Annotated in this window: 23 protein-coding genes and 1 pseudogene; 12 read left to right on the top strand and 12 right to left on the bottom strand. The window is 74.6% G+C overall.

Translation table 11 applies throughout. The annotated features are described in order from the left end of the window. Positions 1 to 101: 101 nt before the first annotated feature. Positions 102 to 857, top strand: a complete 756-nt coding sequence (locus QQK22_RS15975; RefSeq protein ID WP_284251980.1) for a hypothetical protein — start codon at positions 102 to 104, stop codon at positions 855 to 857. A 254-nt stretch (positions 858 to 1,111) separates the two neighbouring features. Here QQK22_RS15975 and QQK22_RS15980 read toward each other — a convergent pair whose 3' ends face one another. Further along, positions 1,112 to 2,170 carry an LLM class F420-dependent oxidoreductase gene (locus QQK22_RS15980; RefSeq protein ID WP_284251982.1) on the bottom strand — a complete coding sequence of 353 codons (1,059 nt, stop codon included), beginning with the start codon at positions 2,168 to 2,170 and terminating at the stop codon, positions 1,112 to 1,114. A gap of 131 nt (positions 2,171 to 2,301) precedes the next feature. Beyond that, positions 2,302 to 3,222, bottom strand: a complete 921-nt coding sequence (locus QQK22_RS15985; RefSeq protein WP_284251984.1) for an LLM class F420-dependent oxidoreductase — start codon at positions 3,220 to 3,222, stop codon at positions 2,302 to 2,304. Positions 3,223 to 3,528: 306 nt separating this feature from the next. On the opposite strand from QQK22_RS15985, the gene QQK22_RS15990 reads away from it, so the two are divergent. Continuing rightward, complete coding sequence (locus QQK22_RS15990) at positions 3,529 to 4,818, top strand: amidohydrolase (protein WP_284251986.1); 1,290 nt, start codon at positions 3,529 to 3,531, stop codon at positions 4,816 to 4,818. Beyond that, on the top strand, positions 4,815 to 5,327 hold the full coding sequence (locus QQK22_RS15995) for a low molecular weight protein-tyrosine-phosphatase (protein WP_284251988.1): 513 nt from the start codon (positions 4,815 to 4,817) through the stop codon (positions 5,325 to 5,327). Before QQK22_RS15990 ends, QQK22_RS15995 begins: the two co-directional genes overlap by 4 nt. A gap of 49 nt (positions 5,328 to 5,376) precedes the next feature. On the opposite strand, the gene QQK22_RS16000 is transcribed toward QQK22_RS15995, so the two are convergent. The 3 genes from QQK22_RS16000 to QQK22_RS16010 are packed head-to-tail and all read right to left on the bottom strand — an operon-like array spanning position 5,377 to position 7,289. After that, entirely contained in the window at positions 5,377 to 6,105 is a 729-nt protein-coding gene (locus QQK22_RS16000) for a uridine kinase family protein (RefSeq protein ID WP_284251989.1), read from the bottom strand. Next, entirely contained in the window at positions 6,098 to 6,643 is a 546-nt protein-coding gene (locus tag QQK22_RS16005; protein ID WP_284251991.1) for a phosphoribosyltransferase, read from the bottom strand. Before QQK22_RS16005 ends, QQK22_RS16000 begins: the two co-directional genes overlap by 8 nt. A 10-nt stretch (positions 6,644 to 6,653) precedes the next feature. Further along, on the bottom strand, positions 6,654 to 7,289 hold the full coding sequence (locus QQK22_RS16010) for a DNA-3-methyladenine glycosylase I (protein WP_284251993.1): 636 nt from the start codon (positions 7,287 to 7,289) through the stop codon (positions 6,654 to 6,656). A 145-nt stretch (positions 7,290 to 7,434) separates the two neighbouring features. Here QQK22_RS16010 and QQK22_RS16015 point away from each other — a divergent pair, with 145 nt between their 5' ends. Next, positions 7,435 to 8,100, top strand: coding sequence for a GNAT family N-acetyltransferase (locus QQK22_RS16015; protein ID WP_284251995.1), 666 nt, complete (start codon positions 7,435 to 7,437; stop codon positions 8,098 to 8,100). 15 nt (positions 8,101 to 8,115) lie between these two features. On the opposite strand, the gene QQK22_RS16020 is transcribed toward QQK22_RS16015, so the two are convergent. Further along, positions 8,116 to 8,514 carry a VOC family protein gene (locus tag QQK22_RS16020; RefSeq protein WP_284251998.1) on the bottom strand — a complete coding sequence of 133 codons (399 nt, stop codon included), beginning with the start codon at positions 8,512 to 8,514 and terminating at the stop codon, positions 8,116 to 8,118. Between the two features lie 92 nt (positions 8,515 to 8,606). Between QQK22_RS16020 and QQK22_RS16025 the strand changes: the two genes are divergently transcribed. Further along, positions 8,607 to 9,800, top strand: a complete 1,194-nt coding sequence (locus QQK22_RS16025; protein ID WP_284252000.1) for a glycosyltransferase — start codon at positions 8,607 to 8,609, stop codon at positions 9,798 to 9,800. Positions 9,801 to 9,977: 177 nt separating this feature from the next. Here the strand turns inward: QQK22_RS16025 and QQK22_RS16030 are convergent, their stop codons facing one another. Next, entirely contained in the window at positions 9,978 to 10,385 is a 408-nt protein-coding gene (locus QQK22_RS16030; RefSeq protein ID WP_284252002.1) for an NUDIX domain-containing protein, read from the bottom strand. 49 nt (positions 10,386 to 10,434) lie between these two features. Further along, positions 10,435 to 11,016, bottom strand: a complete 582-nt coding sequence (locus QQK22_RS16035) for a MarR family winged helix-turn-helix transcriptional regulator (RefSeq protein ID WP_284252004.1) — start codon at positions 11,014 to 11,016, stop codon at positions 10,435 to 10,437. Positions 11,017 to 11,195: 179 nt separating this feature from the next. Between QQK22_RS16035 and QQK22_RS16040 the strand changes: the two are divergent. Beyond that, positions 11,196 to 11,449: pseudogene (locus QQK22_RS16040) on the top strand (DUF3072 domain-containing protein). 108 nt (positions 11,450 to 11,557) lie between these two features. Here QQK22_RS16040 and QQK22_RS16045 read toward each other — a convergent pair. After that, positions 11,558 to 12,493, bottom strand: coding sequence for an NADP-dependent oxidoreductase (locus QQK22_RS16045; protein ID WP_284252006.1), 936 nt, complete (start codon positions 12,491 to 12,493; stop codon positions 11,558 to 11,560). A 55-nt stretch (positions 12,494 to 12,548) separates the two neighbouring features. On the opposite strand from QQK22_RS16045, the gene QQK22_RS16050 reads away from it, so the two are divergent. Both QQK22_RS16050 and QQK22_RS16055 read left to right on the top strand, forming a co-directional pair. Next, entirely contained in the window at positions 12,549 to 13,283 is a 735-nt protein-coding gene (locus QQK22_RS16050) for a phosphatase PAP2 family protein (RefSeq protein WP_284252008.1), read from the top strand. A gap of 9 nt (positions 13,284 to 13,292) precedes the next feature. Next, complete coding sequence (locus QQK22_RS16055; protein WP_284252010.1) at positions 13,293 to 13,709, top strand: PPOX class F420-dependent oxidoreductase; 417 nt, start codon at positions 13,293 to 13,295, stop codon at positions 13,707 to 13,709. 89 nt (positions 13,710 to 13,798) lie between these two features. On the opposite strand, the gene QQK22_RS16060 is transcribed toward QQK22_RS16055, so the two are convergent. The 3 genes from QQK22_RS16060 to QQK22_RS16070 all read right to left on the bottom strand — a co-directional run bounded on the left by QQK22_RS16060 (position 13,799) and on the right by QQK22_RS16070 (position 15,573). Continuing rightward, complete coding sequence (locus QQK22_RS16060) at positions 13,799 to 14,602, bottom strand: sulfite exporter TauE/SafE family protein (RefSeq protein WP_284252012.1); 804 nt, start codon at positions 14,600 to 14,602, stop codon at positions 13,799 to 13,801. 1 nt (position 14,603) lies between these two features. Continuing rightward, positions 14,604 to 15,089: a DUF6992 family protein gene (locus QQK22_RS16065; protein ID WP_284252015.1), complete on the bottom strand. Its 486-nt coding sequence runs from the start codon at positions 15,087 to 15,089 to the stop codon at positions 14,604 to 14,606. Positions 15,090 to 15,150: 61 nt separating this feature from the next. Continuing rightward, positions 15,151 to 15,573, bottom strand: a complete 423-nt coding sequence (locus QQK22_RS16070; RefSeq protein ID WP_284252016.1) for a transferase — start codon at positions 15,571 to 15,573, stop codon at positions 15,151 to 15,153. 209 nt (positions 15,574 to 15,782) lie between these two features. On the opposite strand from QQK22_RS16070, the gene QQK22_RS16075 reads away from it, so the two are divergent. The 4 genes from QQK22_RS16075 to deoC all read left to right on the top strand — a co-directional run bounded on the left by QQK22_RS16075 (position 15,783) and on the right by deoC (position 19,208). Next, positions 15,783 to 16,583, top strand: a complete 801-nt coding sequence (locus QQK22_RS16075; protein ID WP_284252018.1) for an isocitrate lyase/PEP mutase family protein — start codon at positions 15,783 to 15,785, stop codon at positions 16,581 to 16,583. 36 nt (positions 16,584 to 16,619) lie between these two features. Then, entirely contained in the window at positions 16,620 to 17,159 is a 540-nt protein-coding gene (locus QQK22_RS16080) for a hypothetical protein (protein WP_284252020.1), read from the top strand. A 101-nt stretch (positions 17,160 to 17,260) separates the two neighbouring features. Next, positions 17,261 to 18,415: a GTPase family protein gene (locus QQK22_RS16085; RefSeq protein ID WP_284252022.1), complete on the top strand. Its 1,155-nt coding sequence runs from the start codon at positions 17,261 to 17,263 to the stop codon at positions 18,413 to 18,415. Between the two features lie 19 nt (positions 18,416 to 18,434). After that, positions 18,435 to 19,208, top strand: a complete 774-nt coding sequence (gene deoC / locus QQK22_RS16090) for a deoxyribose-phosphate aldolase (protein ID WP_284252024.1) — start codon at positions 18,435 to 18,437, stop codon at positions 19,206 to 19,208. The last annotated feature ends 64 nt before the right edge of the window (positions 19,209 to 19,272 follow it).

Here is a 19,272-nt window from a genome sequence, read left to right on the forward strand (position 1 = left end):
GGCCGGGCGGGACGGGTTCCCGGTTGCGCGTCCAGCGAAACGGTTCGCCCCGGACGCCCGGGTCGCAGGTGACTCGCAGGTCGAGCACGTACGGTCGAGGCATGCTCACCCCGCTGCCCGAGGTCCCGCCGACGCCGGGGTCGGACGCGTCGTCGTCGCTCCTGCCGCTCCTCCCGCTCGCGCCGGTCGCGCCCGCGGTTCCGGACGGCGCCGTGGCAGCGCCGAGGCCCGTGACGCCGGGCATCACGGTGCGCCGCGGCGGCCTCGTGGACGTCAACGCGGTGGTCCGGATGCTCACCGCCGGCAACCGCCACATCGACATCGACGGCGACGGCGAGCCCGACGGTCCGCTCGACCCCGAGGCCGCGGGGTCGGCCGCGCGGATGGCGCTCTCGCACGTCGTGCTCGACCGCGGCGACCTGTGGGTGGCGCACGACGTCGCCGGCGACCTCCAGGCGATCTCGGTCTGGATGCCGGGCGACGTCGAGGGTGTCGCGGCCGAGCTGCGGCAGGTCCTCGAGCGCGAGCTGGGCACGACCGACCCCGGCGAGGCCATCGGCCCGTCACCGCACGTCCGCCCCCAGCTGATGGGTGCCATGCAGGCGGTGCTCGAGCAGGCGCTCGTGCTGCAGCCGCGGCTGGTGCTCTTCGCCGTCACGGTGGCGCCCCAGGTCGATCCCGCCGCGGTCGTGGAGCTGGCGCGCGCCGTCGTCGCCCCGGTGGTCTCGGGTGACGGCGACGTGCTCGCCGTCGCGCTCGACGGCGACCGCGCCCGCCTCCTCGAGGCGGTCGGTTTCGCGGAGGTCGCGCAGGTGCCGCTGGGCGCGGACCACGCGCTCTGGCTCGGCCGCGCCTGAGCGGAGCGGCCGCCCCGCGGGCGCTGCGCCTGCCCCTGCCCACTGCCGCTGAGTTCGGGGTTCGGCGTCGAGGTCGTGCCCGCCGGCCTCGAACTCGCGGCGAAAGCCCGAACTCGGCGGCAGTGGGCTGGGCGGCCCGCGCTGGCCGCCGCGCCCTGCCGCCCGCCAGGCGTTCGGTGCGCACGATTCGGGTCTTCGGCGCCGGGGAAGGCCCGAATCGTGCGCACTGAACGAGCCGCGGCTGATCTCGGCGCTCAGCCGGCCGCGAGCAGCGGCTCCAGCGCCGGCAGCGCGCGCGGGTCCGTCTGCAGGACCAGGGTGGTGACGCACGTGGTCTCCCAGCGCGCCACCTGCGCCGCGACGTCCGACGGCGTGCCCACCAGGCACACCTCGCGCACCAGCTCCTCGGGCACCGCGGCGGCCGCCCGCCCGCGATCGCCGGCGGCGTAGTGCGCCGCGACCTCGGTCAGTGCCTCGCCGTACCCGAGCCGCGCCATCGCCTCGCGGTGGAAGTTGGTCTGCTGCGACCCCATCCCGCCCGCGTACAGGGCGAGGTGCGGACGCAGGAGGTCGACGGCGTCGGCCACGCTGTCCGCGACGGCGACCGGCACGGTCGCGCACACCTCGAACGCGGGGTCGTGCTCGCCGTCGGGACGGCGGTCCTCGCCGCGGGCCGCGAAGCCCTCGGCGAGGAGGGCGCGCGCCTCGCCGTCGAGCGCGGGGGAGAGGAACGCGGGCAGCCAGCCGTCGGCGATCTCGGCCGCGAGCGCGGTGTTGCGCGGCCCCTGGGCCGCGAGGTGGAGGGGGAGGTCGGCGCGCCGGGGGTGGACCGTGGCGCGCAGGGGCTTGCCCTGACCGGTGCCGCCGGGCACGCCGTCGGGCAGCGGGAGCGGGTAGGCGGGGCCGGGTGCGGTGACCGGGGCCTCGCGGCGCAGCACGTCGCGGACGATGGCGACGTACTCGCGGGTGCGGGCGAGCGGCCGCGCGTACGGCTGGCCGTACCAGCCCTCGACGACCTGCGGCCCGGACGCTCCGAGCCCGAGCACGAACCGCCCCTCGCTGAGGTGGTCGAGCGTGAGCGCCGCCATCGCGGTGGCGGTCGGGGTGCGGGCGGACATCTGGGCGATGCCGGTCGCGAGGCGCACGCGGGAGGTGGTCGCGCCCCACCAGGCGAGCGGCGTCAGCGCGTCGGAGCCGTACGCCTCGGCGGTCCAGATCGAGTCGATCCCGTGGGTGTCGGCCCACGCGACGGCGTCGGCCATCCCGGGCGGGGGACCGGCGGACCAGTAGCCGGTGTGCAGTCCGAACCTCATGGCGCTCCTTCGCGTCGACGTCGTCCCACCGTAGCGACGGCGGTCGGCAATCCTCTCGGGGAGGGTCCGCAATGCTCTCGCGAAGAAGAGTTCGCGAGAGGATTGCGGACCCTCCCCGAGAGGATTGCCGGTCAGCGCAGGTGCGGCGCGATCTCCGCGGCGACCAGCTCGAGGTGGTCCAGGTCGCTCAAGTCGAGCACCTGCAGGTAGACGCGGTCGGCGCCCCACCCACGGATCTGCGCCAGGCGGTCCAGCGCCTCGGGCACCGTCCCAGCGATGCCGTGCTCGCGCAGCTCGGCCGGCTCGCGCCCGATCGCCGCGGCCCGGCGCGTGAACTCGGCCTCGTCGCGCCCGACAGCGAGCACCAGCGCCGCGGACAGCTTCAGCGTCCCGGGGTCGCGTCCCGCCTCCTCACACGCGCCGCGGACCGCGTCGAACCGCGTCGGGATGTCGGCGATCTCCGGGAAGCTGGTGTTGTACTCGGCGGCGAACCGGGCCGCGAGAGCGGGCGTGCGGCGGGGACCGTTGCCCCCGACGATCACCGGCAGCGGCGACTGCACCGGCTTGGGCAGCGCGGGGGAGTCGACCAGGGTGTAGTGCTCGCCGTCGTGCGAGAAGGTCTCGCCCACCGGGGTGGACCACAGGCCGGTGACGATCTCGAGCTGCTCGGTCAGCAGCCCGAACCGGCGCTGCGGGAACGGGAAGCCGTAGGCGGCGTGCTCGCGCTCGAACCAGCCGGCCCCGAGGCCGAGCTCGACGCGGCCGCCCGACATCGCGTCGACCTGCGCGACCTGGATCGCGAGCAGTCCGGGCTGGCGGAATGTCGCCGACGTGACGAGCGTGCCGAGCCGGATCGTGGAGGTCTCGCGGGCCAGGCCGCCGAGGGTGAGCCACGCGTCGGTGGGGCCCGGGAGCCCGTCGCCGCCCATCGCGAGGAAGTGGTCGGAGCGGAAGAACGCGTCGTAGCCGAGGCGTTCGGCCGCCTGCGCCACGCGGAGCTGGTCGTCGTAGGAGGCGCCCTGCTGGGGCTCGATGAAGATGCGCAGATCCATGACCCCAGTCTGCCGCGTCCCTGCGGGGGCACCGGGGACGTACCCGGGCACGGAAGAACCCGCGGGCTGTCGAATCGTCGACCGCCGCACTGGACGAGGGTGCGGCTCCCGCGGGTTCCGGTGATCGCCGTGGATTCGCGGCGAGCCGTCCGTGGGCCCGACTAGCGGGCGACCACCTCACAAGTCCCAGAGTGAATCATTTCTCGGACCACCTCCTTCCCGTGTGCTGCGAGGCTACGCCCGGCCCCCGACATCCGCCACGGCTTTTTTCGCGGACCTCGGCACGGCCCGTGACAGGGTGGACGGATGAGCTCCTCCACCACGTCCACCACCGCCTCGAGCACCGTCGCGTTCGTCGGCGGCCACGTCGTCCCCGTCGCCGCCGAGGCGATCCCGGGCGGCACCGTCGTCGTGACCGACGGCGTCATCACCGCGGTCGGCGACTCGGGCACCCCCGTGCCCGACGGCGCGCGCGTCGTCGACGCGAGCGGCTCCTGGGTCCTGCCCGGGTTCGTCGAGTCGCATGGCCACCTCGGCGTCCACGAGGACGGCGAGGGCTGGTCCGGCAACGACACCAACGAGATGACCGACCCGAACGGCGCCCGGTTCCGCGCCCTGGACGGCATCGACATCGAGGAGCTCGGGTTCCGCGACGCGCTGCGCGGCGGGGTCACGACGATCGTGGTCAAGCCCGGGTCGGGCAACCCGATCGGCGGGCGCACGGTCGCGCTCAAGGCGTGGGGCGGGCGCACGGTCGACGAGCAGGTCCTGTCCGCCGACGTGTCGGTGAAGTCCGCGCTCGGCGAGAACCCCAAGCGCGTCTACGGCGACCGCAAGCAGACGCCGGCCACGCGGCTCGGCGTCGCCGCGGTCCTGCGCGAGGCCTTCGTCGCGGCGCAGAACTACGTCGCCCGGCGCGACGCCGCGCTCGCCGACGGCAAGCCGTTCGACCGCAACCTCACGCACGAGACGCTCGCCGCGGTGCTCGCGGGCGAGCTGGCGTGGGACCAGCACGCGCATCGCCACGACGACATCACGACGGCGATCCGGCTCGCCGAGGAGTTCGGCTACCGCCTCGTGGTCAACCACGGCACCGAGGCTCACAAGATCGCGGACGTGCTCGCCGAGAAGGGCATCCCGGTCATCTTCGGCCCGATGCTGACCTCGCGCTCCAAGGTCGAGCTGCGCGACCGCGCCATCCGCAACCTCGCGCTGGTGGCGGCGGCCGGCGTCCAGGTCGCGATCACCACCGACCACCCCGTGGTGCCGATCGAGCAGCTCGTGCTGCAGGCGCAGCTCGCGGTGCGCGAGGGCCTGCCTTCGCAGGTCGCGCTCGAGGCGCTCACGACCAACCCGGCCGCGATCCTCGGTCTGGACGCGCACGTCGGCGCGCTGGCGGAGGGTCGCGACGGCGACGTCGTGCTCTGGTCGGGCGACCCGCTCGCGCTGGACTCGCGCGTGCGCCAGGTGTTCATCGGCGGCCGCGAGGTGCTGCGGCCCGGGGCCGCCGGGCGGGCGCCCGAGGTCGTCGAGCGCTGGGAGCGGTTCGGCCGCACGGCCTGGTCGCCCCTGACGGGTGAGGAGGCCGGCCGATGACCTACACGGTGATGACCGTCTGCACCGGCAACATCTGCCGCTCGCCGATGGCCGAGGTGGTGCTGAGGAAGGCGTTCGCGGATGCCGGGCTCGACGTCGAGGTCCGCTCGACGGCGGTGACCGCCTACGAGATCGGCAACCCGATCGACTCCCGCGCCCGCGACGTCCTGGTCGAGGCCGGCTTCGACGTGCCCGCCCGCGGCGCCGTGCAGGTGACGCGCGAGGACGTCGCCACCACCGACCTCGCGCTCGCGATGACGGGTGAGCACGCGGGCGGGCTCCGCCGCGTCGGCTTCCCGCCCGAGAAGGTGGTGCTGTTCCGGGCCTTCGAGGACCCGGAGCTCGCGCGCGAGCGCGCGGCGCAGCTGCACGAGGAGCTGGCGGAGGACACGCCCGACCCCTGGTTCGGCGACCGCGACGACTTCGTCCAGACCCTCGCGACGATCGAGGCGTGCGCCCCGGCGATCGTGGACTACGTACGCGCCCGCATCGGCGAGTCAGCGGGCTGAGCCGCTCGGACCGCGTGAGCTGACCGGGAGCCTGAGCCGACTCGGGCGCTCAGGGAGACGCGACCAGCACGTCCTCCTCGACCGGTGCGGCGTCGTCGCCCGAGTCCCCGGCGTCGGCCGATCCGCCGACGCCGGGCCGCGTGCCCGCCACCACGAGGTCGGCACGCTCCCACGGCCGGTCCTCGTCGAAGAAGGCGTCCTCGTGCGTCATCCACTCGTCCCAGAACGCGCGGCTCGCCGCCTCGTCCCCGTTGACGCCCGAGGCGATGTCGCGCGCGAGGCCGAGCTGGGTCGCGCGCTCGCGGTCCGAGGCGACCCACACGACGGCGTCGAGGTGGGCGTCCAGCGCGCGCTGCGCCGCGCCGGTGCCCTCGAGGATCAGCAGCGGGCTCGTGCGGGAGACCTCGATGACGCCGTCGCGTCCCTGCCGCTCCCACGCGGGCGGCCGCAGCCGGACGTCCTCGCCGGCGCGGTAGGGCGCGAGCACCTCGAGCGCGAGCGGCGCCCAGCCGAACATCGGCTCGTGCCACGCGAGGTCGTCGGTGCTGACAAGCGTGGCCGCGGGGACGGCGGCGAGCAGCCGCGCCGCGAGCGTCGACTTCCCGGCGCCGCCGCGCCCGTCGATCGCGAGCACGCACCGGCTCGCCTGAGCCTCGAGCGCGGGCGCGAGCAGCTCCTGGGCGAGGTCGGCGACGGCGGTGCGTCGCCACGGCCCGTGGCCCGGCTCACCCGGCGGCGTCCCCAGCGCGAGCTCGACGAGCCCGTCGCCCTCAGGCATCGGTGCTCGCCCCGCCGGTCACGGGAGGCAGCGTGGACCACGGGAACAGGATCCAGCGGTCGGTCTCCCGCCAGGTGTACGTGGGCGTCACGATCGAGGTCGGCTTCGTGTAGATGACGGCGCTGCGGGCCTCGCCCCCGTGCTGCGCGACCAGCGTGAGGACGAGGTCGAGGGTGCGCCCGGAGTCGGCCACGTCGTCGACCACGAGGACCCGCTGGCCGGACAGCTCGGTGGGGTCCATCGCCGGCGGCAGCACCACGGGGTCGGGCAGGGTCTCGCCGACCCCGCTGTAGAACTCGACGTTCATCGTGCCCATCGCCTTGGTGTCCAGCGCGTAGGCGATGGCTCCCGCGGGGATGAGCCCGCCGCGCGCGATGGCGAGCACGACGTCGGGCACCCAGCCCGAGGTGACGACGGCGCGGGCGAGGTCCCGCACGGCGTGGCCGAAGGTGCCCCACTCGAGGACCTCGCGGTCGGGGTGGTCGGCGGGGGTGGGGAAACGCTCGGCGCGCGCGGCGCCCGGCTCGGCCTCGGTCATGGCGACGACGCTACCGGGCGCCCGCTCCAGTGACCTCCAGCCCCCGCCTCCTCACATTCCGACTCGACGGGCAGGTGGCGGGGTGGTCGTCCACCACGCCGATCGCCTGCATCGCGGCGTAGGCCGTCGTCGGTCCGACGAAGCGGAAACCGAGCGCCTTGAGGTCCTTCGCGAGCGCGGCCGAGGCGGGGGTCGATCCCGGGACGTCGGCGGCCGTGGCCGGCACGGGGTGGTGCTCGGGTCGGTAGCGCTCGAAGGTGTCGCGCAGCCGCTCGCCGCGTTCGTGCATCGCGACGACGGCGCGCGCCCCCGCGATCGTCGCGGTGATCTTCGCGCGGTTGCGCACGATCCCGGCGTCCGCCATCAGGCGCTCGACGTCCGCGTCGTCGTAGGCGGCCACGACCGCCGGGTCGAAGTCCGCGAACGCGGCGCGGAACGCGTCGCGCTTGCGCAGCACCGTGATCCAGGAGAGACCGGACTGGAACGCCTCGAGCGCCAGGCGTTCGAGGAGCTCGCGCTCGTCGGGCCCGTCGGTGAACGCGACGCCCCACTCGTCGTCGTGGTACGCCTCGTACAGGGGGTCGCCGTCGCCGAAGCAGCGCGTGGCCGCGGTGACGGCCGGATCGGCGTCGGGGATCTCTGTCATGCCGCGACGCTACCGCCGCCCTCCGACGCGCGACCGGCCGGCATCGCTCACCGTGGAGCGGACCTCCGCGCGCCGGCGCTGGGGGACAGCCGCGTCTCCGCAGCCCCGTCCCCGCCGGTCAGGGCCCCGCCCCTAGGCTGCCGCCATGACCACCCCGCCGGGCCCGCCACCCTCGCCGACCCCGCCGCTGTCACTGTCCCCGTCGCACACCCCGATCGGTGCGACCCCGATCCTGCTGACCGGCGACCTCGTCACCCTGCGTCCGCTGCAGCGCACGGACCGTGACGCCCTCGCGGCGGCGGTCGACGACGGCGGGATCTGGCGCCTGGAGTACACGCGCGTGCCCTCACCGGCCGGGATGGCGCAGGAGATCGAGCGGCGCCTCGCGCTCGCCGAGCGCGGCACGATGGTGCCGTTCACCACGGTGCGCCGGGGCCGCGACGGCGGCCCGGACGAGGTCATCGGCATGACGACCTACTGCAACATCGACCAGGCCTCGCCCCGCCTGGAGATCGGCTTCACCTGGAACGCGGCCTCGGCGCAGCGCACCGGGACGAACACCGAGAGCAAGCTCCTGCTCCTGGGGCACGCGTTCGAGGTGCTGGGGTGCATCGCCGTCGAGCTGCGCACCGACGCCCGCAACACGATCTCGCAGCGCGCGATCGAGCGGATCGGGGCGCACCGCGACGGCGTGCTGCGCCGCCACACCGTCATGCCCGACGGCTACGTGCGCGACACGGTCGTGTACTCGATCACCGCCCCGGAGTGGCCAGGCGTGCGCTCACACCTGCGCGGCCTGCTCGCGCGCTGACCGGTCAACGATCGGTTACTGGTCGCGTGAGGACAGCACGCAGAACTCGTTGCCGTCGGGATCGGCCAGCACGGTCCACGTCACCTCGGGGCCCTGCCCGACGTCGACCCGGCTCGCCCCGAGGTCCACGAGGCGCGCGATCTCGGCGTCGCGGTCGTCGCTCGTGTGCGGCGCGAGGTCCATGTGGAGCCGGTTCTTCGTCTCCTTCTCGTGGTCGACGAGCACGAAGACCAGACCGGGCGGCTGCCGGTGGAACGGCAGCTGCGACGACAGCTCCTGGGCCCACCGCGGGATGATGACGACCTCGTCGTCGGCCGCGTAGACCTCCTGCCAGTCGAGCGCCTCCGCCCACCACGCCGCGAGCTCGCGCGGACGAGTCGTCTCGATCACGTTCGTGTACCAGCGCAGTGCCATCGGTCACTCCTTCGCCGTCGACCGCCGCGATCCCGGGCGGGACCTGGCACGGACCCTACGCCGCACCTCCGACGACGGGGCAGAATGTGGGGGTGTCCTCGCCCCTGAGAGTAGGAATCGTGTGCCTCCACACGGATCCCTACGCACCTCCTGGCAGCGGCGACGTCGGTGGGATGAACGTCGTCGTGCGGCACACCTGCGACGCGCTGGCGCGAGCCGGTCACGACGTCGAGGTCGTCACGCGCTGGAGCGATCCGGCCTCGGCCCGCGAGGAGACGATCGACGGCGTCGCGATCCGCCGCCTCGCCGTCGGGCCCGCGCGGTCGCTGCCCAAGGGCGAGCACGAGGGCCTCATGGTCGACTTCGGCCGCGCGCTGGGCGAGCTCGAGCCCCGCGATCTGCTGCACTCCCACCACTGGTTCTCCGGCATGGCCGCCCTCCCGGTCGCGCGGGCGTGGGGCGTGCCGCACGTGCAGTCCTTCCACAGCATCGCGGCACCCGAGCGCACCGCGCTGTCCGAGGGCGAGCGCCCCGAGTCGCCCGGGCGGCTCGACGGCGAGGCGTACCTCGCCCAGCACAGCGACGCCGTGCTGGCCGTCTCCCGGGCCGAGGCGCTGACGGCGCTGGAGCGCCTCGGGGCGCCGCCGCAGCGGCTCACCGTCGTCTACCCCGGCGTCGACCCCGTCCTCTTCCACCCCGCCGACACCCGTCCCGCCGGCCGCCCGAGCGTCCTGATCGCCGCGCGGCTGGAGCCGCTCAAGGGCGTCGACCTCGCGATCCGGGCCCTCGCCCTGATCCCGCCGGCCGCCCGCCCGGTGCTGCGGGTCGCGGGTGGTGCGACGGCGGACCCCGGGTTCGGCCGCTCGCTGCTCGCACTCGCGGACGAGCTCGGAGCTGCGGGCGACGTCGAGCTCCTCGGCCCGCAGTCGCGCACGGCTCTCGCGGGACTCATGCGGGCGGCCACGCTGGTGCTGGTGCCCTCGCACTCGGAGACCTACGGCCTCGTGGCGCTCGAGGCCGCGGCGAGCGGGGTTCCCGTCGTCGCGAGCGCGACCGGCGGCCTGGTCGAGGCGGTGCGCGACGGCGAGACCGGGCTCCTCGTGCCCGGCCGCGAGCCCGCCGACTGGGCCGCGGCCATCGGCCGCGTCACGGGTGACCCGGCGCTCGCCGCCCACCTCGGTGCGGCCGGCCGCAGCATGGCGCAGAACCGCGGCTGGGACGCGGTGGGCGACGTCGTCGCCCACGCCTACGCGGCGATGCTGCCCAGCGCGACCGTCGTCGGCTGACGCGGGTCTCGATCCCTCGCTGACGACGGCGACACCCTCGCTCATGACGGCGAAGGTCGGCTCCTGCGCCGATCCGACCATCCGGATCGGCGAGATCGCGCGGGACCTGAGCGTCCACCTGTCGGACCGCCGTCGTGAGCGAGGGCGTTGCCGTCGTGGGCGAGCCCGCGGAAGGCTTCAGCCGTGGAGCACCGCTCGCAGCAGCTCGGCCACGCTCGGGTGCGCGAGGTCCAGCCCCTGCCACTGGCCGGGCCCCACCCAGCGCAGGTCGTCGTGCTCGTCGGGGGCGAGGTTCGCCGGCTGTCCCGACCACGAACGCACGACCCACATCCGCAGGTCCATCTCCTCGGGCCCACTCGCGTCGACGACGTGGAGATCGGCGTCCCCGGCGACGTCGGCGATCACCCCGACCTCCTCGCGCAGCTCGCGCACGAGCGCTCGCGCCGGCTCCTCGCCGGGCTCGACGTGGCCACCGGGGAGGTCCCAGCAGCCGGGGTAGAAGGTTCGTCCGGCGTCGCGGTGCAGGAGGAGGACGCCGCGCTCGTCGACGAGCGCACCGGCGACCACGCGGTGCACGACACTCATGGGCACCACTCTGCCCGCCGGGGCGACCGACGCCCGTCGCGCGGCGACCTCAGGCGAAGTTGCGCTCGCGCCGGTCGCCCGCCAGGCCGCCGTCGACCAGCCGGCGCAGCAGCCGCTCGAGCGTGGCCCGCTCGTCGGGTCGCAGGACCTCCGCCCAGGACCGCTCGGCGTCGTTCGCGACGGCGTAGTCGCGCAGGAAGGAGAGGCGGCCGGCGTCGGTCAGGGTCAGGAGGACGACGCGGCGGTCGCGCCGCGACGGGCGGCGGTGCACGAGACCGCGCGCGGCGAGATCCTCGACCAGGGTGGAGGCCGCGGCCTTCGAGAAGCCGCCGTGCCGCACGAGGTCGCCCTGCTCGATCTCCCCGCGCACGTACATCAGCAGGAGCGCCACGAGCGTGCGCTGGGAGGCGGCGTCCGCCTCGCGCAGGCGTTCGTGCAGCTGGGCCGCGACGGCGCCGCTCGCCGCCCGGATCGTGAAGACGAGCTTCATCGCCTCCACGTCGAAGGACTCCTCGCGCTCGACGGCGAGCGCCGCCTCGTCGATGAGTCGCCACATGAGCGGACGGTCCGCGGCCACGCCGTCGAACTCGTCCAGAATCTCCGCCGCCATGGTGCCCCCCGTGCCCCCCACCGCCGGACCGTCCGGGCGGAGACGGGGGCGGTGGCACTTCGGACGGCCCCGCACACGGGTGGTGCGATGTCGCCGTCCGAGGTCACCATAACCGAGCCGACGGCGGGGCAGAAGAGGTCGGGCGAGCGACGGTCACACCCGTTCGGACAGATGTCGGTGGCCGGACGTAGCGTCGGTGCATGAGCGAACAGACGAACGACGAGAGCACCCCCGAGACCCTCGGCTCCTCGGAGCCCGTGGCCAACCCGGCCCTCGAGAAGGACCCGAGCGACTGGACCACCGGTGATGAGCCGATGACCGACGCGCAGCGCAGCTACCTCGACACCCTGGCCCGCGAGGCGGGGAGGAGATCTCCGCCGACCTCACCAAGGCCGAGGCGTCCGAGCACATCGACCGGCTGCAGGGGAAGACCGGCCGCGGCCAGGACTCCTGACGGCGGCGAGCTCGCCGTCGTGATCACGACGGCGAGCCCGGGTCGCGCGGTCGGCCGCCCTCCGGCGGGGGTCGTCGGCTTGCGGCCGGCTCGCGCCGGGGCGCGCGGTCAGGCGGGGTCGACGACCGTGATCACGACCTTGCCTCGCACGTGACCGGTCTCGACGGCGCGGTGCGCGTCAGCCGCCCGCTCGAGCGGGAAGGTCTCGGCGATCTCCACGCGCACGACGCCGTCGGCCACCAGCTGGGCGAGCTCGGCGAGCTGCGCCGCGTCGGGGCGCACCCAGACGTAGTGGCCGCCGTGCTCGGTGCGGGCCCGGGCGTCGGTGATCGAGGTGACCACGCCGTCGGGTGCCAGGAGCTCCGCGGCGGTCTCGACGCCCTGCCCGCCGACGTAGTCGAGGATCACGTCGAAGCCGCCGGGTGCGGCGTCCCGCGCGGCCGCCACCAGGCCGTCGCCGTACTCGATCGGCTCCGCACCGAGCGACCGGACGAAGTCGTGGTTGCGGGGCGAGGCGGTGCCCACGACACGGGCGCCCGCGTGCACCGCGAGCTGGACCGCGATCGATCCGACGCCGCCCGCCGCCGCGTGCACGAGCACCGTCTGCCCCGCCCGGACACCCGAGCGGCGCACCGACTGCAGCGCCGTCAGCCCGGCGAGCGGCAGCGCGGCGGCCTGCTCGAAGGACAGCCCCGCCGGCTTGTGCGTCGCCGTGCGCACCGGCACCGCCGCGAACTCCGCCAGCGTTCCGCCGACCAGCGAGTCCTGCCGGGCGTAGGCGAGGATCTCGTCACCGACCTGGAACTCCGGGGTGTCGAGCCCGACCTGCGTGACGACCCCCGCGACGTCCCAGCCCGGCACGATCGGGAACGCGCCGTCGATGAGTCCGGCGAGGTAGCCCTCGCGGATCTTGAAGTCGACCGGGTTGACGCCGGAGGCGACCACCTTCACGACCATGGTGTCGGGGCCGATGTGCGGCTCCTCGACGTCGGTGAGGGTGAGGACGTCGGCGCCGCCGAACTCGGTGTAGGTGATGGCCTTCATGGGGAGGGGAACACGGATCGGACACCGCCGCATTCCCGCGGATAGCGTGGATCGGATGGTCGACGACGAGGTGCCCCGCCGTGTTTCCGCGATCCGGACCGGTTCCGCCGTGGTGTCGGACGGGCGCGCCCACGGGCGCGCCCACGGGCGCGTCGGCCTCGTCGTCACCGGCGCTGCGAGCCTGGTGGTCGCGACGGCGATCGGCCTCGTCGTGATGGTCGGTCTCGGCGGGGAGAACGTCGTCGACGAGGCGTGGCTCACCCTGATGGCGGGGATGCGCGAGCACGCCGCGTGGTTCATGCCGATCGCGCTCGCCCTCAACCGGATCGGCGGCGGCTGGACCGCGGCCGTCGTCGTCCCACCGCTGGTGATCGCGGTGCTGCTGCTGCGCCGCCGGCACTGGGGCGCGCTGCTGTTCGCCGTCGCGACGATCCTCGGTGCCCTGCTCGTACAGGTGGCCAAGCACGCGTTCGCGCGCGAGCGGCCGCCGGACATGATCGTCACGAGCGACGCCGGCTCGTTCCCCTCCGGGCACGTCGCCAACGCGACCGTGATGGCCCTCGTGCTGGCGCTGCTGCTCGCGCGCTGGTGGGCCTGGGTGCTCGCGTCGCTCTACGTGCTGACGATGCTGCTCTCGCGCACCTACCTCGACGTGCACTGGCTCAGCGACACGATCGGCGGTGCGGCGCTCGCCGTCGGCGTCGTGCTCCTGCTCGCCGCGACGGGTCTGCACCACCGCGACGACGTCGCCGCGAAACGCCCCGGTGACGCCGACGCCGAGCGGACCTAGGGTCGAACGATGGAGCCGATCGCGGACGACGCGGAGTGGCAGCGGCTGGCGCGCGCGAGGTTCGTCTCGGTCGGCACGGTGCGACGCAGCGGGGAGGTCGTGCGCACCCCGGTGTGGATCGCCCCGCTCGGTGACCGGCTCGTGCTGACCAGCGAGGTCGCCACCGGGAAGATCAAGCGGCTGCGGCACACCGATCGCGTCGTGCTGCGGGTGTGCGACCGGTTCGGCAAGATCGATCCCGGTGATCCCGAGCTCGAGGGAACGGGCGCGCTCGTGGCCGACGAGGCGACCAGCGCGGCCGCCACGCGCGCGCTGCGCGCCAAGTACGGCCCCCAGTTCACGGTGGTGCTGGCGTTCGAGCGCCTGGTGCGCCGGCTGCAGCGCCGCCGCTCCGACCGCGTGATCGTCACGATCGACCGGCGCTGAACCCGCTCGTGGGGAAGATCCGGACGGCGGAGACGTCCGGATCTTCCCCACGAGGGCGACGGCGGCGGCGTCGCGCGGGTGCACCCCGCTCAGACGGCGGCGCGCACCAGCAGCACGGTCGCGGCGAGCAGCGCCGCACCACCCGTGAGCAGCTCGAACCTACGCTGGTCGATCGCACGCAGGAGGCGACGCCCCAGCCAGGCACCCACGAGAACCACGGGCAGCAGCACCAGCGTGAGCTGCAGTGTCGACGGCGGGAACAGGCCCAGCCCCGCCGAGAACGGCACCTTCGCCGCGTTCACGAGCAGGAAGAACCACGCGTTGGTGCCGACGAACCGCGCCTTGTCCACGCGCGCCGCCAGCAGGTAGGCGGCCATCACGGGCCCCGCCGCGTTCGCGACCATGGTGGCGAAGCCGGCCGCGGCGCCCGCGCCGATCGTCGCCGACAGGTGGGGCGACGCCGGGGTGGGCAGAGCGCCGTGGGCACCGCCCCCGCCGGCCACGGCGGGTCGCCGCCGCAGCCACAGCTGCACCCCCAGCGCGGCCAGGATGCACAGCGCGATCACGACGGTCAGGGTCCGGTCGTCGACGACGCCGATCAGCACGGCCCCGAGGACGATGCCGGGCAGGACGGCCGGCAGCAGCCGCCGCAGCATCGCCAGGTCGACGTGGCGTCGGTAGAGCGTCACGGCGACGAGGTCACCGATCAGCAGGAGGAGCAGGACGGCGGCGGTCGACTCGCGCGTCGGGATGAACAGCGCGAAGCCCGCCACCGACAGCGCCGCCATCCCGCCGATCGAGGCCTTCGCGATCCCGATGAGGAGCGCGGAAAGTCCGAGGATCAGCCAACCGACGGCGGGCACCTCGAGCGCGACCAGCGCCGAGAACGACACCTCAGCCGGCGGTGGTGGCGGTGTCCGGCGCGTCCTCCGCCACCGCGGCGCCGGCGTCGCGCGCGAGCTGACCGAACGCCCGGGCGTGCCAGGTGTCGAGCACCAGCAGGAACGCTCCCTGGATCACGACGGCGACACCGTCCGCCCGCAGCGACGGCTTCCACCGTGCGAGTGCGAGCCCGCCGGCGACGTAGCCGACGTCGGCCACGGCGTTGACCGCCGTGATGGTGCGCATCCTGCGGGCGCGGTCACGGGCGTCGCCGTCGTTCTCGGGCCGCGAGGAGCCGCGGCGCCCGAGCGCGGCGATGACGCCGTCGACCGCCGCCCACGCGAGCGTCTGGCGCCCGAAGGCGAACGCCGCGCGGCGCCCCGGGACGAGGCCGACGGCCAGGGCGGCCGCTCCGACGACTCCCGAGGCGATCGCGCCGCTCGTGAGTCCGCGCAGCAGGCGCAGCTCCTGGTCGGCGACGCGATCGGCGAGTGTCACGGGCGTCAGCCTGTCACGCCGGAGCCGTCGCGGCACGCCCCACCCGCGGGCGACGAGCGCGTCAGGCCGCCGTGACGACCGAGGAGCGCACGAGCTGACCGGGCCGCACCGTCGCACCCGGGGCGACCTGCACGTCGTCCTCGAGCCGGGCGTTCGCCCCGACCACGGCACCGGCACCGATGCGTACCCCGCGGCCGAGCCGCACGAGGTCGCCGATACGGGCGTCCGGTCCGACGTGCACGTTCTCGGCGACCACGACGTCGCGACCGAGCTGGGCGTTCTCGTCGACCCAGCCCCCAGCCTTCAGCCGACTGCCGCCGCCGATGCGGGCGCCGGCCTCGACGTACGCCCCCGGCACGACCACCACGTCGTGCGGGACGTCCGCCTTGGGCGAGACCAGTCCGCCGCCGTTCTCGTGGCGTGCGTAGTGGACGATCTCGCCCCTGTCGTTCTCGAACTCGATGCGACCGCGTCGCCGAACCATCGCGTGCCCTTCCCCGTCTGCTGCGCCTCGACCTCCCGCGGACGCGGTGAGGAGGCTCTCTGACATAACGCCCCCAGGAGCACGAATGTTCCCGCCAGGTGAGGGGACCCTCAGGATGAGCGCCCCCGCCGAGCGCACAATAGCGCCCGGACCTGGGATGCGGTACCCCCTCGGTGACATCGGTGGACGGTCGTGCCTACGGTGGTGGGATGACGAGCCCCTCGCACGACTCCGCCGCCCCCACCACCGCCGACCGCGCCGCCACGCTCACCCGGCTGCACCGCGCGCCCGAGCTCCTCCAGGTCGTCAACGTCTGGGACGTGGTCAGCACCCGCGCCGTCGCCGACCTGCCCGGCACGCGCGCCATCGCGACGGCGGGCCACTCGATCGCCGCGACGTTCGGCTACGAGGACGGCACCATCCCGTTCGACCTGACCCTCGACCTCCTGCGCCGCATCACCGCCGCCACGGAGCTGCCGGTCTCGGCCGACCTCGACGACGGCTACGAGCAGCCGGGCGAGACGGTGCGGCGGGCGATCGACGCCGGCGTCGTCGGCGCCAACGTCGAGGACCGGCTGCGCCCCGTGGGCGAGGCGACCGCCCGGGTCGAGGCGATCGTGGCCGCTGCCGCCGCCGAGGGGGTCGAGTTCGCGCTGAACGCCCGCACCGACGCGTTCGTGCGCGCCGGTGACCGCCCGGTGGCGGAGTCGGTGGCCGACGCCGTCGAGCGCGGCCGTGCCTACCTCGAGGCCGGAGCCACCACCGTCTTCGTCCCCGGGGGCTTCGGTGAGGACGTGATCGCCGAGCTCGTGGCGGGGATCGGTCACAACCGGGTCAGCCTCATCGCGCTCGGCGACGTCCCGGCACCCGCCCGCCTGGCGGAGCTCGGCGTCGCGCGCCTGTCCTACGGTCCGCTGACCCAGCGCGTCGCGCTCGGCGCGCTGGTCGACATGGCCGAGCGCGTGTACGGCGGTGACGTCCCGCCGAGCGGCATCCGTCCGCTGAACTGACCACGCCGCCGCCCCGACGACGACGCCGCCGCGACCGTGACCCGCGACGCACCCGCGTTCCCGACCCCGGGCGAGGTCGGTGGTGCCGACCTCGCCGCCGTCGTGCGCGGGGTGCTCGCGGGGCCCGGAGCGCCGTGGTGCACCGTCGTCCTGCGCGGCCGGTGGGCCGGCGGTGCGCCGCTGCGCCGGCTGTGGCGCACCGAGGCGGTGCACGCCGAGGGTGACGGCCTCGTCGTCGTGCTGGGCGGACATCCCGGGCGCGACGGCGCCCCCGGGGTGGCGTCGGTGCTGACCCTCACCCGGCCGCGCGACGCGCGCGTCGTCCACCGCAGCGGGACGGTCGCCGTCGCGATCGGCCGTGTCGAGCGCGCCGTGCTGACGGACGACGGCGAGGTCGCACCCGGGTCGTTCGAGGTGCGCCCCGGGGTCCTCGGTGCGCGCGTGGTCGACCTCGTCACCGGCGCCGCCTCCCCGTGGTCCCCGGGGTCCTCGACACCCCCGGGCGCCCGACGGTGGCGTCGGCTGGCGGCGGGTGCGCCGCCGCTGCCCGCCGTCGACCTCGTGGCCGTGATCTGACCGACGATCCGACAGTCGATCCGACCGCCGATCCGACAGCCTGCCGGAGCGCGAGCCTAGGATCGCCAGGACGGGTGGCGAACCGATCGAGAGGTGGAGGCGTGCGCGCGGCCGACGAGCTGTTCCGCAGGAAGTTCCGCGAGGAGTACGCCTCGCAGGGGTTGGCGCTCGGGCGCTTCAACCTCGCGATCTTCGGCAAGACGGGCGTGGGGAAGTCCACGCTGATCAACGCCGTCTTCGGAGACGACGTCGCCGAGACCGGGATCGGTGAGCCCGTCACCCAGGGCTCGCGCCTGTACCTCGACAAGGTCGGTGGCCACCTCGGGATCCTGGACACCCAGGGACTGGAGGTCGGGAAGAACTCCAAGGAGCTGATCGGGGAGCTCGACCGCGTCGTCAAGGGCACGCGCGGCAAGCCGGTCGAGGAGCAGCTGCACGTCGCCTGGTACTGCGTGCGCGGGATGGACCGCCGGTTCGAGGACTCCGAGGCCGACTTCATCACGCGGTTGCACGCGCTCGGGCTGCCGGTCGTGGTCGTGATGACGCAGGTCCCGATGCGGGAGGGCGCCTACCACCCGGACGCGCTCGCGCTCGCCGACGCGATCGCCGCGCGGGGGCTGCCGGTCGTGGGAGGACGCGTGTTCCCCACGAACGCGCTCGAGGACCCGTTCACGGGTCAGACCAGCCACGGCCTGCACGACCTCCTCGATGCCACCTTTCGCGTCGCTCCGGCCGGGGCCCAGGCGGCGCTCGCCGCGGCTCAGGCCATCGATACCGCGGCCAAGGTTCGGCAGGCGCGGATAGCGATCCGGGCCGCCGTCGGCAGCGCCGCGACGGCCGCCGCCATCCCGATCCCGTTCGCCGACGCGACGCTGCTCGTGCCGATCCAGCTCGGGATGATGGCGCGCATCGGACGCCTGTTCAACCTGCCGCTCGACCGGGCGGCCCTGATGTCCACGCTCGCGACGACGGCGGCGACCCAGGGTGGGCGCGCCGCGGTGACCGGGCTGCTCAAGCTGGTGCCGGGCGCCGGAACCGTCGCCGGCGGGGTGATCGGGGCGTCGGTCGCCTCGACGTTCACCTACGCCATGGGCGAGGCCTGGCTGACCGTCTGCCGGCGCGCGGCGACCGGGGCGCTCGACGGCGCGGGCGGCGTGCTCGACGACGCCCGCGTCCGCAGCGCGTTCCTCGAGGTGTTCACGTCCTGGATCAAGCTCGACCCGAAGCGCCGCAAGGAGATCGAGCGGGGGCTCTGACGCGCGTAGCGTGGCACCCATGACACGCACCGACGCCGATGTGGCTGCCCTCGCCCTCGCCACGCTCGACCTGACCGACCTCGGCGACGCCGCCACGCTCGAGGGCGCCCAAGAACTCGTCGCTCGCGCCTCTCAGCACGGGGTGGCCGCCGTGTGCGTCTGGCCACGCTTCGTCGCCGCGAGCGCGCAGGCGCTGGCCGGCACCGGCGTGAAGGTCGCCACGGTCGTCAACTTCCCCTCGGGGGACGAGGCCGTGGCCGACGTCGTCGCGATGACGCGCGCCGCCGTCGCCGACGGGGCGGACGAGATCGACGTCGTCCTGCCCTACCGCGCGTTCCTCGCGGCCGACGTCCCGGCGGCCGAGGCGGTGCTCGACGGCGTGCGCGAGGCAGCGGGCGCGGCCGTCGTCAAGGTGATCATCGAGTCGGGCGAGCTCGGGGCGGCGCCGGTGATCGAGGCGGCCGCGCGGCTCGCGATCGACCACGGCGCCGAGTTCGTCAAGACCTCGACGGGCAAGTCGCCCGTCTCGGCGACGCCCGAGGCGGCCGAGGCGATCCTCGGCGTGATCGCGGGGCTGCCCGACGGCGCGCGGTCGGTCGGGTTCAAGGCGTCCGGCGGGATCCGCTCGGTCGCGGACGCACGCGTGTACGTCGAGATCGCCGACCGCCTGCTCGGCGAGGACTGGATCTCGCCCGCGACGTTCCGGTTCGGCGCCTCCAGCCTGCTCGACGACGTGCTGCGCGTGCTCGGCAGCGAGGACTCGCGCGCCCCGGAGTCGCCCACCGCGTACTGACCGGAGTGACGCGGTTACGGTGCGTGGCCGACGACACACGAAGTAGTTGACCAATATCAACCGA

This window comes from Litorihabitans aurantiacus (assembly GCF_030161595.1).
GTDB lineage: Bacteria > Actinomycetota > Actinomycetes > Actinomycetales > Beutenbergiaceae > Litorihabitans > Litorihabitans aurantiacus.